Source organism: Variovorax sp. NFACC27, assembly GCF_048301545.1.
GTDB classification, from domain to species: Bacteria; Pseudomonadota; Gammaproteobacteria; order Burkholderiales; family Burkholderiaceae_C; genus Variovorax; species Variovorax gossypii.
In genome coordinates this window covers 987,449-1,000,001 of the sequence record NZ_CP157613.1, presented here as the reverse complement: position 1 = coordinate 1,000,001, position 12,553 = coordinate 987,449, and the positions used below count along the sequence as shown (strand labels likewise).

12 protein-coding genes and 1 pseudogene are annotated in these 12,553 nt (G+C 64.7%); 4 read left to right on the top strand and 9 right to left on the bottom strand.

Annotated elements, in window-relative coordinates:
* Nucleotides 1-42: 42 nt before the first annotated feature.
* The 4 genes and pseudogenes from merT to merA all read left to right on the top strand — a co-directional run bounded on the left by merT (nt 43) and on the right by merA (nt 2,822).
* Nucleotides 43-393: a mercuric ion transporter MerT gene (gene merT, locus ABL840_RS04580; RefSeq protein ID WP_093299046.1), complete on the top strand. Its 351-nt coding sequence runs from the start codon at nt 43-45 to the stop codon at nt 391-393.
* Between the two features lie 12 nt (nt 394-405).
* Nucleotides 406-684: a mercury resistance system periplasmic binding protein MerP gene (merP, locus tag ABL840_RS04575; RefSeq protein ID WP_093299044.1), complete on the top strand. Its 279-nt coding sequence runs from the start codon at nt 406-408 to the stop codon at nt 682-684.
* Between the two features lie 10 nt (nt 685-694).
* Nucleotides 695-1,115: pseudogene (gene merC / locus ABL840_RS04570) on the top strand (organomercurial transporter MerC).
* A 30-nt stretch (nt 1,116-1,145) separates the two neighbouring features.
* Complete coding sequence (merA, locus tag ABL840_RS04565; RefSeq protein ID WP_093299042.1) at nt 1,146-2,822, top strand: mercury(II) reductase; 1,677 nt, start codon at nt 1,146-1,148, stop codon at nt 2,820-2,822.
* Between the two features lie 151 nt (nt 2,823-2,973).
* Here the strand turns inward: merA and petA are convergent, their stop codons facing one another.
* From petA to ABL840_RS04520, 9 genes are all read right to left on the bottom strand, one after another.
* Nucleotides 2,974-3,579, bottom strand: a complete 606-nt coding sequence (gene petA, locus ABL840_RS04560) for a ubiquinol-cytochrome c reductase iron-sulfur subunit (protein WP_093299040.1) — start codon at nt 3,577-3,579, stop codon at nt 2,974-2,976.
* Nucleotides 3,580-3,606: 27 nt separating this feature from the next.
* Nucleotides 3,607-3,861: a DUF2933 domain-containing protein gene (locus tag ABL840_RS04555; RefSeq protein WP_093299038.1), complete on the bottom strand. Its 255-nt coding sequence runs from the start codon at nt 3,859-3,861 to the stop codon at nt 3,607-3,609.
* Nucleotides 3,862-3,903: 42 nt separating this feature from the next.
* On the bottom strand, nt 3,904-4,233 hold the full coding sequence (locus ABL840_RS04550; protein WP_093299036.1) for a P-II family nitrogen regulator: 330 nt from the start codon (nt 4,231-4,233) through the stop codon (nt 3,904-3,906).
* A gap of 287 nt (nt 4,234-4,520) precedes the next feature.
* Nucleotides 4,521-4,982, bottom strand: a complete 462-nt coding sequence (locus ABL840_RS04545) for a copper-binding protein (protein WP_093299033.1) — start codon at nt 4,980-4,982, stop codon at nt 4,521-4,523.
* Between the two features lie 110 nt (nt 4,983-5,092).
* The gene (locus tag ABL840_RS04540; protein ID WP_093299031.1) at nt 5,093-5,389 is read right to left on the bottom strand and encodes a hypothetical protein; all 297 of its coding nucleotides are present in this window, start codon (nt 5,387-5,389) and stop codon (nt 5,093-5,095) included.
* Between the two features lie 90 nt (nt 5,390-5,479).
* Nucleotides 5,480-5,791, bottom strand: a complete 312-nt coding sequence (locus ABL840_RS04535) for a hypothetical protein (RefSeq protein WP_093299029.1) — start codon at nt 5,789-5,791, stop codon at nt 5,480-5,482.
* A 423-nt stretch (nt 5,792-6,214) separates the two neighbouring features.
* Entirely contained in the window at nt 6,215-9,379 is a 3,165-nt protein-coding gene (locus ABL840_RS04530; RefSeq protein ID WP_093299026.1) for an efflux RND transporter permease subunit, read from the bottom strand.
* Nucleotides 9,376-11,100 (bottom strand): efflux RND transporter periplasmic adaptor subunit, encoded by a 1,725-nt coding sequence (locus ABL840_RS04525; protein WP_093299024.1) that lies wholly within the window; start codon nt 11,098-11,100, stop codon nt 9,376-9,378. The genes ABL840_RS04530 and ABL840_RS04525 overlap by 4 nt, the downstream gene beginning before the upstream one ends.
* Complete coding sequence (locus tag ABL840_RS04520; RefSeq protein ID WP_093299021.1) at nt 11,097-12,452, bottom strand: TolC family protein; 1,356 nt, start codon at nt 12,450-12,452, stop codon at nt 11,097-11,099. The genes ABL840_RS04525 and ABL840_RS04520 overlap by 4 nt, the downstream gene beginning before the upstream one ends.
* Nucleotides 12,453-12,553 lie beyond the last annotated feature (101 nt).

The window sequence follows — 12,553 nt, the reverse complement described above, 5'->3', positions numbered from 1 at the left end:
TAAGGTTACTCCAGTTCAAAAACAACCGGAAGGATGGCGGCAATGCCAGAAACGAAAAGCAGTCGCGGAGTCCTGATTGCAGGGGGACTTGCCGCGTTGCTCGCCTCGACGTGTTGTCTTGGCCCCCTGATTCTGGTCGCGCTCGGTGTCAGCGGGGCATGGATCGGGAACCTGTCGGCGCTCGAGCCATATCGGCCGCTCTTCATCGGGGTGGCGCTGGTCGCGCTGTTCTTCGCCTCTCGACGCATCTTTCGGCCGGTGCAGGCCTGTCAGCCCGGGGACGTTTGTGCCGCGCCCCAGGTGCGGCTCGGCTACCAGGTCGTGTTCTGGATCGTGGCGATTTTGGTCGTCGTGGCGCTCGCGTTTCCCTATGTGTTGCCCTTGTTCTATTGAAAGGACCTCTTCATGAAAAAGCTGTTTTCTGTTCTCGCACTGCTCGCTGCGTTCACCGCTCCCGCGTGGGCCACGCCGCAAACCGTCACCCTCTCCGTACCGGGCATGACCTGCGCGGCGTGCCCGTTCACAGTCAAGCAGGCGCTGAGCAAGGTCAACGGAGTGAGCAAGACCGAAGTCAGCTTCGACAAGAGGCAGGCGGTGGTGTCGTTCGATGACGCCAGGACCAGCATCCAGGCGCTGACCAAGGCCACAGCGGACGCGGGTTACCCGTCGACCGCCAAGCAATAGGTCCTTCACCATGGGATTGATAACTCGCATTGGGGACAAGGCCGGGGCGCTGGGCACCGTCGTCTCTGCGATGGGCTGCGCGGGGTGCTTTCCGGCGCTGGGGAGCCTGGGGGGTGGCGCTCGGACTGGGCTTCCTGAACCGGTATGAGGAGCTCGTCATGACCCGCGTGTTGCCGCTGTCTGCCGTGGTGGTACTGCTCGCCAACGGCTTGGGCTGGTTCAGCCATCGGCAATGGCATCGCAGCGTGCTGGGCATGGTGGGTCCCGCGATCGTACTGGCGGTGCTCTATCCGTTCTTCGGCTATGGGTGGACCGAGTGGCTGCTCTACACGGGCCTGGCCATCATGGTCGCCGTCTCGGTCTGGGATCTGCTCTCGCCAGCGCATCGCAGGTGCGCTCCCGACTTGAGTGCACAACCACGCAGACAGTGAAGATTTTCAACCTACACAGACAGGCATTCAATGACCCGCTTGCAAATTGAAGGCATGACCTGTGCCTCGTGCGCTGAGCATGTGCGCAGTGCACTGCAGAAGGTACCCGGCGTGCGCTCGGTGTCGGTGTCTTACCCGGACCGCCTGGCCAAGCTCACGCTCGACGAAGGCACATCGCCGGCTGCGCTGACGACGGCTGTGGCAGCGGCCGGCTACCGCGCGCTGCATGCCGACACTTCGGCGCCCGCTGGGCCGCTCGGCAAGGCCCGCCAATGGCTCGGTAATGCCGCACATCCGAGCTCAGATAGCCAACCGTTGCATGTCGCGGTGATCGGTAGCGGCGGCGCCGCGATGGCCGCGGCGCTCAAGGCGGTGGAGAACGGCGCCCGCGTCACGCTGATCGAACGCGGCACGATCGGTGGCACCTGCGTCAATGTCGGCTGCGTGCCGTCCAAGATCATGATCCGCGCCGCGCATGTCGCGCATATGCGCCGCGAAAGTCCGTTCGACGCCGGCCTGTCCACGGCGGCGCCGACCGTGCTGCGAGACCGGCTGCTTGCTCAACAAAAAGCGCGCGTTGACGAACTGCGCCATGGCAAGTACGAGAACGTCCTGAGCGGCACACCGGCCATCTCGGTCGTGCATGGCGCCGCGCGCTTCAAGGATAGCCATACGCTGATAGTGACGCTGAACGAAGGCGGCGAGCAGGAGGTGTCCTTTGAGCGCTGCCTGGTGGCCACCGGTGCAAGCGCCGCTGTGCCGCCAATCCCGGGCCTGAAGGAGACGCCCTACTGGACGTCGACCGAAGCCTTGGCCTGCGCGGTGATCCCTCTGCGCCTGGTGGTGATCGGTGCATCGGTGGTGGCGGTGGAGCTTGCCCAGGCGTTCGCCCGATTGGGCAGCCAGGTCACGATCTTGGCTCGCAGCAGACTTTTCTCTCAGGATGACCCGGCCATCGGCAAGGCGGTCACCGAAGCGTTTCGCGATGAAGGCATCGTGGTGCTGGAGCAGACCGAGGCGAGCCAGGTGGCGTACGCCAACGGTGAGTTCGCCTTGACGACGAATCACGGCGTTCTGCGTGCGGAGCGGCTGTTGGTTGCCACCGGACGCTCGCCGAACACTGGCGGACTGGCTCTCGAAGCTGCAGGCGTGAAGCTCGGCGAGCATGGCACCATCGTCATCGACCACAGCATGCGAACCAATGTCGCAGGCATCTATGCGGCAGGCGACTGCACGAATCAACCGCAGTTCGTCTATGTCGCTGCGGCGGCCGGCACACGCGCGGCCGTCAATATGACGGGCGGAGCGGCTGAGCTCGATTTGACGGCAATGCCGGCGGTCGTGTTCACCGATCCGCAGGTGGCAACCGTCGGCTACACCGAGGCCGAAGCGCGCAAGGCGGGGATCGAGACCGACAGCCGCACGCTGACGCTGGACAACGTGCCGCGCGCCCTGGTCAACTTCGACACGCGCGGCTTCATCAAGCTCGTTGCCGAGGTCGGTACCGGCCGAATCCTGGGTGTGCAGGCGGTCGCGGCGGAGGCCGGCGAACTCATCCAGGCGGCGGCTCTGGCAATCCGAGGTCACATGACGGTCCAAGACTTGGTCGACCAGCTTTTCTCCTATCTGACGATGGTCGAAGGTTTGAAGCTTGCAGCCCAGACCTTCACCAAGGACGTTACACAGCTTTCGTGCTGTGCTGGCTGAGGAGCAGCAGCGGGGCAGCAATGACCGACAACGAATACGACCCGATAGGCAATATCGTCGAGAGATTGACCAATGATCTGTTTCTCGAGCAATGCAGCCAAGCCGTACGTCGAGACTGCCCGCCGTCGACTACATCGAGCGCCTCCGGCTCTCACTCTCCCGCCTGCCCAGGCCCTGCGCCGACCAACAGCATCGACTCCGCGACGTAGTGGTGCGGCGGCACCTCGAGGTTGCTTGGGGCAGGCACGTTCTTGAACACGCGACCTGCGAGATCGAACTTCGATCCGTGGCATGGACAATAGAAGCCGCCTGGCCACGATGCGCCGATGTCGGCGGCGCCTCGCTCTGGCCTGAAGGTCGGGACGCACCCCAAGTGGGTACATATCCCTGTCAACACGACGAACTCGGGCCTGACAGAGCGCAGCTCGTTGCGCACGTAGTCGGGCTGCTGGGCCAGCCGGCGCGAATGCGGATCTGCGAGCACATCGTCGTGTTGGCGCAAGCCTTCGATCATTTCGGCACTGCGGTGCAGCACCCAAACCGGCTTGCCGCGCCACTCCACGGTCTGCAGCTCACCGGGCTTGATGGGGCGGATGTCAACTTCCACAGGGGCGCCGAACGCTCGCGCCCGCTCGCTGGGAGACAGCGATGCCACGAAGGGCACGCTCGTCGCGATCAGGCCAGCGCCGCCGGCTGCGGAAGTGGCTATCAGCCAACTCCGACGTGCGGCGTTCGGGCGGCTTGGGGGGCATGACATGGGACGCTCCTCCTTGCTCGCTGGCCGTCAAGGCTTGTCGGGGTCGGTTTTTCGGTCACCCGGCACCACCTCGTTTTCGCGAGGCTTGGAGGTCACATCCTTGTTGTTGTCTCTCATGCCTTTCATCATGAAGAGCATCGCTGCCGGGCAGATGAGCACCAGCAGGAACGGTGCAATGGCCTGGATGAAGGCCCGCGCCTCGGGCAGCGCGGCATACGCCACCAGGAGGCCAGCGCCCAACCCAACGGCGACCTTGATCATTGTCCGCATATCGCATTTCATGGCATTGATCCTTTCAGAGCGCGTACTTCGCAGAGGCGTTCGCTAGACCGATGGGGCCGGCAGGAACTCTGTTCCGGTACGCAGATGGAGAAATCTTTCGACGGGCATCACAGCCGCGATTCCGGCGCCGGGGACATCCGAGCCAGCGACTTCCAGCAAGGCATTGAGAAGGCCTTCCAGGTGTGATTCCTCCACGAAGACCTCGAGCTTGGTGTGCTCGCTGAGCAAATCGCGGGAGAAGAAGTTCTTGTATTCGCCAAAGCCCTTGACCTTGGTCAGCGTCATACCGCCAATACCAATGCTCCTGAACCTTCTCTCCAGCGCATCGACCGTCTCGGGCGGAACGATGGCAATGACGTAGCTGAATTTCATGATGACCTCGCTGCGTTGTGTGCGGCCTGATCGGCCGATGAACACGGTATGAAAAGTTCGCTCGGAACGGCAACGCCGCACATGTGCCCATTTCAGGGGGCGCCTGGGCTGCAGGTCATTCGCGCGACCTGCAGTGCGGCAAGACTCGCCATCACGATGGTTGGAGTGCCGCGCCAGCCTGGGATTCCCCTGGCGCGCCCCATTTGTCAGAAGGAATGCGACTACGGCAAGCGCCGACCAGCGACGGTTCGCTGTCGTCGCAGGTTTGCACGAAGTCTTGTGTCCCTCTATTTCACCGAGGTCACCACGTAGCCGTCACCTTCTTTCTTGAACCCGACATGGACCTTCGCGCCCACGGCGAGCTTGTCGAACAGCATCTTGTCCTTGACGCCAAAGCCCATGGTCATCGCGGGCCACCCCAGGCTTTTGACGGGGCCGTGCGCAAGGGTGACTTTGCCCTGGGCCGCATCGAAGTCCTTCACCACCGCGTCAGCTTCATGGGACGTGGACTTGGATGCCTTGGAGGTGCTTTTTGCGGGCCTGTCTTTCATCATCTCCTTGCACTTCTTGGCATCCATGTCCTTCATGTCCATGCCTTTCATGTCCATGTCCTTCATGCCCTTCATCTCCATGCAGTTCTGCATGCCCTTGTCCCCCATCTTCATGTTGCCCATGTCGCCGGATTGGGCGAACGTGGCGGCAGAAAAAGACAAGGCAGCGATCACCGTTGCGGTCGAAACGAATTTCATGATGTGTTTCCTTTTTTGAAATTGAGGCGGGCCGTTTTTTTCAGGCCCGGGTTAAGAGCGGCCCCTTCGGCAGCCGCGTCTGGAGTCATGTGCCGGTTTTCGGTTCAGAATTACTTGGGTGTCCCTCCTTGCATGGGGAGTTGATGGGGGCGTGCCTCGCGGACATCGGCAAGGCGCTGCCCCGTTGTCTCCGCTCGGTCGAACGTCATGACGCCAGAGCCGCTGCCCTCGGCCGTGCTGCCGTCGTTGATTCGCACAACAACGCCGCGCGGCTTGGCGTTCTTCAGCGACTCCGCCACTGCCTGGGGCCGGCTGTCGAACTGAGGGGCCGCCTCCTGCGATTGGCTTTGGGCGTAGGCGCCGGACAGCAGCAGGCTTGCGGCGATAAATACAAGGGTGTTCTTCATTTCTGGGTCCTATTCAAAAAAATGGGATCAAGTGGACTCGGTGGGCTGATGGCTCGCATCGCATCCGCGTCGAACGATTCGGTCAGGCGTTCACAGCACGCGGTTCGCGCATGCCTTCACCTGGGCCTCGTAGCGCGCCTTGCGTACCCAGTTTTCTCCAGGCGTCGTTTGGGCACGCGGCCCATGGTCCAGCGGCAGCACCAGAGGTTCGAGCGGGCAATTCACCCGCTGGCCTGTGGTGCTGTCGACTCTGCTGGTGGTGGCCATGGCCATTTGTGCCGCCACAGCCGCGTGCCGGTCCGCGCGCGCTTTCTCGATGACCTGGAAGTCGGGGCCGGCAAGCGCGGGCCAGGCCGCGCCCAGCGTCAAGGCGGCGGCGAGGGAAATGAGCAGTTTCTTCATGATGTTCTCCTGAGGTTGGTCTGATCTGACAGTTCGAGAGGAACCTCATCGGATCAATCCAGCCACCGGCAGAACGCGATGCGCACAGGCCATCGCAGCCGTCCGCCTCCAGCATCAAAAAACCAGGCTGGCGCCGGCGCCGCCGGCGCGTACGCGAGCCAAACCCTCGGTGTCTGTTCTTGTGCCTCACCTTCGTCGGTGAATGCGTGAGCCACTGGCGCTGGTGCGATGGCACAAGCCGCACATGTCTGACAATCCTCGGCGCTGGTGGGCATCGGGCGCGAGGATGCCGACGCGGTCATCACCGGTCCGGCCGGCGGGGTTGTTGGGCTGGAGACTGCGGCGCGCGCTGAAGTACCGAGCACCAGCGACAGGCACAAGCAAAGCGCAACCGCACCCCACAGGTGGCGGCAGTCGGAGCGTTCAGACGGCCGCACGACGGCTCCTTCCAAGCGTCCACCGCGATGCCTTGCGCGGCCTGCGCATCAACAGGTAGGCCGCGGGAATGACGAACATCGAAAGCAACGGCGCCGTGATCATCCCGCCCACCATCGGTGCCGCGATGCGCTGCATCACCTCTGAGCCTGTGCCTGTTCCCCACATGATCGGGAACAGGCCCGCCAAGATGACCGCCACTGTCATGGCCTTGGGGCGCACGCGCAGCACCGCGCCTTCTCGGATCGCATCCAGCAGATCGTCGGTGCTGGTCTTGCCCTCGTCGATGCGCTCGTCCCAGGCGTGCTTCAGGTACAGCAGCATGATCACGCCGAACTCCGCCGACACACCCGCGAGCGCGATGAAACCGACCGCGCCGGCGACGGACAGGTTATAGCTGAGCAGGTAGAGCAGCCAGATGCCCCCGACCAGTGCGAACGGCAGCGCCGCCATGATCAGCAGGGCTTCGTCGAAGCGCTTGAAGGTCAGGTACAGCAGCACGAAGATGATCAGCAACGTGAACGGCACCACCACCTTCAGCTTTGCCGTGGCACGCTCCAAGAACTCGAACTGTCCGGACCATGACACCGCGTAGCCCGGCGGCAGCTTCACCTCCTTCGCAACCACGCGCTGCATGTCCTGCACGGCCGAACGCAGGTCCCGACCCCGAATGTCCACGTAGACCCAGCCGGACAGCCGCGCGTTCTCGCTGCGCAACATCGGCGGCCCATCGGTGACACGGATGTCCGCCACGTCGGAGAGCACCAGTCGCGCGCCGCGCTCGGTGACGACCGGAAGAGAGCGCAGTTGCTCCAGCGAGTCGCGAATCTCGCGCGGGTAGCGCACGTTGATCGGGAAACGCTGCAGGCCTTCGACCGTCTCGCCGATGTTCTCGCCGCCCACCGCCGAGGCGATGACCGATTGCACGTCGGCGATGTTCATGCCGAACCGCGCCGCCTCGTCGCGCTTGACGTTCACGTCCACGTAGCGGCCGCCGGTGAGCCGCTCGGCCAACGCGCTCGACACGCCCGGCACGTCTTTGAGCACCCGCTCGATCTCGCCGGTGATGCGATCGATGGTGGCCAGGTCGGTGCCCGCCACTTTCACGCCCACCGGGCTCTTGATGCCCGTGGCCAGCATGTCGATGCGGTTGCGGATCGGTGGCACCCAGATGTTGGTCAGGCCGGGCACCTTGACGATGCGATCGAGCTCCTCGACCAGCTTGTCCTGCGTCATGCCGGCGCGCCACTGCTCGCGTGGCTTGAACTGGATGGTCGTTTCGAACATCTCGATCGGTGCCGGGTCGGTTGCGGACTCTGCGCGTCCGGCCTTGCCATAGACGCTTGCCACCTCGGGAACCGTCTTGATCAGCCGGTCGGTCTGCTGCAGCAACTCGCCGGCCTTGCCCGTCGACAAGCCCGGCAGCGCCGAGGGCATGTAGAGCAGGTCACCTTCGTCCAGGCGCGGCATGAACTCGCCGCCGATGTGCTGCAGCGGCCACAGGCTCAGCACCAGCACGACAACGGCGCCCACCAGCGTCAGTTTGGGCCAGCGCAGCACTGCATTCAGCAACGGCCGATAGACAGCGATGAGCAGCCGGTTCAAGGGATTGGTCTTCTCATCGGGAATCCTGCCGCGGATCAGGTAGCCCATCAGCACCGGAATCAACGTCACCGAAAGTCCCGCTGCGGCGGCCATCGCGTAGGTCTTGGTGAAGGCCAGCGGCGAGAACATTCGCCCCTCCTGCGCTTCCAGCGTGAAGACGGGAATGAAGGACAGCGTGATGATGAGCAGCGAGAAGAACAGCGCAGGGCCCACCTCCGCCGCCGAGTCCGCGATCACCCGCCAGTGGGTTTCCCCGCGCAGCGTCTGGTCCGGGTGATCGTGCTTCCACTTCTCGATGTGCTTGTGGGCGTTCTCGATCATCACCACCGCGGCATCCACCATCGCGCCGATGGCGATAGCGATGCCGCCAAGCGACATGATGTTGGCGTTGACGCCCTGGTAGCGCATCACGATGAAAGCCGCGAGGATGCCGATCGGCAGCGAGACGATCGCGACGAACGCGGAGCGCAGGTGGAACAGGAAGACGAAGCACACCACCGCGACGACGATGAATTCCTCGAGCAGCTTGAAGCCGAGGTTGCGCACCGCGCGCTCGATCAGGTTGGATCGGTCGTAGGTCGGCACGATTTCCACGCCCTGGGGCAGACTGGCCTGCAGTGTCTGGAGCTTTTCCTTGACCGCGGTGATGGTCTCCAGCGCGTTCTTGCCCGAGCGCATCACGATCACGCCGCCGACGGCTTCGCCTTCGCCATCGAGCTCGCCGATACCTCGGCGCATCTCCGGTCCGACCTGGATGCGCGCGACGTCGCCCAGGCGCACGGACACACCGGCGTCGGTCGTCATCAGCGGGATCTTGCGGAAATCCTCCAGGCCCTGGAGGTAGCCTGAGGCGCGTACCATGTATTCCGCCTCGCCGAGCTCGAGCACCGAGCCGCCGGTTTCCTGGTTGGCTTTCTGGATCGCCTCCACCGCCTTGGTGTGCGGAATCCGATAGGCGGCGAGCTTCTCCGGATCGAGCACGACCTGGTACTGGCGCACCATGCCACCGATCGAGGCGACCTCGGCCACGTTGGGCACAGTCTTGAGTTCGTACTTGAGGAACCAGTCCTGCAAGGCGCGCAACTGCGAGGCGTCCTGTGTGCCGCCGCGGTCGACCAGCGCGTACTGGTAGATCCAACCCACGCCAGTGGCGTCGGGCCCGAGCGAAGCCTTGGCAGCCGCCGGCAGGCGTGACTGCACTTGGTTCAGGTATTCCAGCACCCGCGAGCGCGCCCAGTACAGATCGGTGCCATCCTCAAACAGCACATAGACGAACGAGTCACCGAAGAAGGAATAGCCTCGGACTGTCTTGGCGCCCGGCACCGACAGCATGGTGGTGGTCAGGGGGTAGGTAATCTGGTTCTCGACAATGCGCGGCGCCTGGCCGGGATAGCTCGTGCGGATGATGACCTGCACGTCCGAGAGGTCGGGCAGCGCGTCCAGCGGCGTGCGCAGGACGGAATACACGCCCCAGGCGCTGAGCATCACCGTGGCCAGCAATACGAGGAAGCGATTGGCGATGGACCACCGGATGAGCTTGGCGATCATGGCTTGCTTCCGGGGGTCGCGGGCGACACGGACGTAGCCGCGGAAGGGGCCTTGGGTTCGGCAGAGACGCCCGCCGCGGGAGCTCCCGCCAGCGGCGCCACCCGGGTGAGCTGCGGCAGGTCGTCCGTGTCGATGAAGAACTCGAAGCTCGCTCGGTCGCCGGGCTTCAGGGTGACCGGCGCACCGCCGGGCGGCAGCTTGAACTCCATGGTCATCGCGCCCCACTTCATCGTCGGAATCGGGCCGTGCGAGAAGGTCATCGCGTCCTTGGTGATGCTTTCCACCTTGCCTTCGCCCACGTGCCTTGGAGCCCCTGCGGCCGGCATGGCGGACGCGGCCGTCGCAGGCGCCGCTGTGCTGGGCGCGGCGTTCAGACGTGCCTCGACCCCCTTGAGGCTGGCCTCCGAGTCGATCAGGAACTGCGAGGACGCCACGACACGCTGGCCGGCCTGCAGCCCGCGCTTGATCTCGGTCTGGCCGCCGGTTTCAAGGCCGATCTCGACGTCGACCGGCCGGAACCGGCCGTTGTCCTCCGCCAGCATGACAACCGCGCGCTTGCCCGTCTGGATGACGGCTTCGGTCGGGATCAGCAGCGCCTTGCCGGCGCGCGTGTCGGTGAACTGCATCGACACGAACATGCCCGGCACCAGCCTGCCGGTTGGATTCGATAGCTCCAGGCGTGCCTTCAGGGTGCGCGTCGCCGGATTCACATCGGGAAGAATGGCCTGCACCTTGCCGTCGAAGGTTTCGCCGGGCGCGGCAGGCGTTCTGGCCTGCACCCGGGCACCCAGTCGCAGCAGTGCCGATTGGCTCTCGGGCACTTCGGCATTGGCCCAGACCGTGGCCAGGCCGTTGATGCGAAACAGCGTGGTACCGGCGCTGACCGTCATGCCTTCGCGCGCGGCCAGCTCCGTGACGACACCGCCGATGGGCGCGACCAGCGTGATGCGCGGCTGCGTGCGGCCGCTGCGAGCGACGAGTTCGATCTGCCCATCGTTCATGCCGACCTGGCGCATGCGTTGGCGTGCGCCGTCGATCAGCGAGGCCAGGTCGGTGCCGCGCATGCGCTGCACCGACAGGAACTCCTCCTGTGCCGCGATCCATTCCGGGACATAGAGCTCGGCCAGGGGCTGGCCTTTCTTCACCTGGTCGAGCGTGGCGCGCACGTTCAGGCGCTCGACATACCCGGTCGCCCGGGCCTGCACGATGACCTGGTCCCGCTCATTGAAGGCGATGCTGCCGACCGTGGTCACTTGCGGCGACACAGTGCCCTCGGACACCACAGCGGTTCGCACGCCCAGGTTCTGCTGCACGCGCGCACTCACCGTCACGCTGTTCTGGTCGCCGTCGCCACCTACGTAGACGGGCGACATCATCATGTCCATGAAGGGCGATTTGGCCGGCTTGTCGAACCTGTTCCCCGGCACCATGGGGTCGTGGTAGTAGAGGATCTTCTTGCCGTTGGCCGGGTCGGTGTCGCCGGCCTTGAGGCCTGCGGCGATGTGGCGCCGTGTTGCGTCTTCGCCGGTTTCGTTGGGAGAGACTGCAGGCGCAGCTGTTGTGTTCGCTGACGATGTGGCCATCGACGACGTGCCCCCCGAGGTGGCGGAAGATGGTCCCAGGCTCCTGCCGCGCTGCACTCCGAAGGTGTAGGCACCGAAGGCTGCTGCCGCGAGGACCGCTGCCGCGATCAGTCCAGGAAAGAGAGGTCTTGTTTTCATTTCTGTGATTCCTTGGTCTCGCCCGCGGCCGCGGACGGGCCGGTATCGAGCACTGAATGGTTGGCGGGGATCAGGAATTCGAGCTGCGCCCAGAGCGCGGCGGTCTCCATCTCGAGGCGAAGGCGTTCCAGGCGGGTGTCGATTTCCATGCGTCGTGTCTCGAGTGCAGCGCTCAAAGTGCCCGCACCGCCTCGGTAGGCAGCCAGCACCGCTTGCGTGCGTTCGGCGGCGAGCGGGATGAGCGAGCTGTCATACAGGCCGAGCCGCTTGCGGTTGCTCTGCCATTGCTGCAACCATGAAAGCGCCTCGGCGGTGCTCTCTCGCGTCGCTTCCTCACGCTGGGCCTGCAACTGCTCGACCGCGGCCAGCTTGGCCGCGAGTTCCCGATCCTGGCGATTCTTCTGGTCCAACTGCAGCGGGATCGACAGGTTCAGCGACACCATGTTCGAGTAGGCCGGCCCCCGCTGGCTGTACATCAGTTCGACACTCCAGTCGGAGCGCTTGTTGCTTTGCGCGACGTCAGCTTCCGCGCGCGCCACCGCTTCCTGCCGTGCCATCAGCGCGATCTGGGGATGCTCGCCGATCTGGGCCTCCAGATTGCGGGCGTCCAGGCGCACGGAGCCCAGTTCGGGGAGCACCGACGAGGGAGGGGGGATGCCCGGCCCGACCCAGCGCGCCAAACGCGTCTGGGCCGTGGCGATCTGGCGCTCCTGCGCAAGGATGCGGTCGTCCAACTGCGCCAACGCGGAGCGGGCCGTGAACACATCGGCCTGCGTGCCGCGGCCTCCGCGGTAGGCAGCGTCGGCGCCCTCGATCTGAAGGGTCAGCTCGGCACGTTGGGTTTGCAGCAGTTCCCGCATCCGCCCTTGGTAATAGAGATCAAGCCAGGCGGTCGCGGTGTCGCGCCGCAGGTTGGCCAAAGCCACAGCACGTCCTGCATCGGCGACCTCGGCTTCCCGGTCAAAGCGCGCCGCGCGGGTCTGGCGCTTGTCGGAGCGGGTGAATTCCTGCATCACGCCGATCGAGCGCATCGTCATGAAGTCGCGCGTGAGGCTGAAGCGGTCACTCCCGTTGACCGGCAGATTGCTGATACCGGCCTTGAGCACGGGATCGGGCAGTTGTCCTGCGGCCACGGCCATGGCGCGCGCGGCGCCGGCGGCCGCGTCCTGCGCGACGAGCTGCCGCGAGCGCTCCTCGGCGAGCCGCAGTGCCGCATCGAGAGAAAGCGTCTGCTGTGCATGAGCGCTCAGGCCGAGGGTGCCGGCGCACAGCGCCAACACCACAGCCCAAAGGCGAGCGGGGCGGCGGGCTGATCGCACGATCGGTGCAGCCGCAAAAGGATTGGGGAACATGGAATCTCCTGACGAACCTGCGAGTAGGTTGTCGGGCCGCTCCGGTGCACCGAGCACAGCTCGACGAACACGGCAAGGCACGACCGACGCGCCGTACCGGC

What these genes read in the sequence shown, in the direction of transcription:
- ABL840_RS04540 (WP_093299031.1), bottom strand. Translation starts at nt 5,389, where the DNA reads ATGAAGAACACCCTTGTATTTATCGCCGCAAGCCTGCTGCTGTCCGGC.
- ABL840_RS04555 (WP_093299038.1), bottom strand. Translation starts at nt 3,861, where the DNA reads ATGAAATGCGATATGCGGACAATGATCAAGGTCGCCGTTGGGTTGGGC.
- ABL840_RS04530 (WP_093299026.1), bottom strand. Translation starts at nt 9,379, where the DNA reads ATGATCGCCAAGCTCATCCGGTGGTCCATCGCCAATCGCTTCCTCGTA.
- ABL840_RS04520 (WP_093299021.1), bottom strand. Translation starts at nt 12,452, where the DNA reads ATGTTCCCCAATCCTTTTGCGGCTGCACCGATCGTGCGATCAGCCCGC.
- merT (WP_093299046.1), top strand. Translation starts at nt 43, where the DNA reads ATGCCAGAAACGAAAAGCAGTCGCGGAGTCCTGATTGCAGGGGGACTT.
- merA (WP_093299042.1), top strand. Translation starts at nt 1,146, where the DNA reads ATGACCCGCTTGCAAATTGAAGGCATGACCTGTGCCTCGTGCGCTGAG.
- merP (WP_093299044.1), top strand. Translation starts at nt 406, where the DNA reads ATGAAAAAGCTGTTTTCTGTTCTCGCACTGCTCGCTGCGTTCACCGCT.
- ABL840_RS04535 (WP_093299029.1), bottom strand. Translation starts at nt 5,791, where the DNA reads ATGAAGAAACTGCTCATTTCCCTCGCCGCCGCCTTGACGCTGGGCGCG.
- ABL840_RS04550 (WP_093299036.1), bottom strand. Translation starts at nt 4,233, where the DNA reads ATGAAATTCAGCTACGTCATTGCCATCGTTCCGCCCGAGACGGTCGAT.
- petA (WP_093299040.1), bottom strand. Translation starts at nt 3,579, where the DNA reads ATGTCATGCCCCCCAAGCCGCCCGAACGCCGCACGTCGGAGTTGGCTG.
- ABL840_RS04545 (WP_093299033.1), bottom strand. Translation starts at nt 4,982, where the DNA reads ATGAAATTCGTTTCGACCGCAACGGTGATCGCTGCCTTGTCTTTTTCT.
- ABL840_RS04525 (WP_093299024.1), bottom strand. Translation starts at nt 11,100, where the DNA reads ATGAAAACAAGACCTCTCTTTCCTGGACTGATCGCGGCAGCGGTCCTC.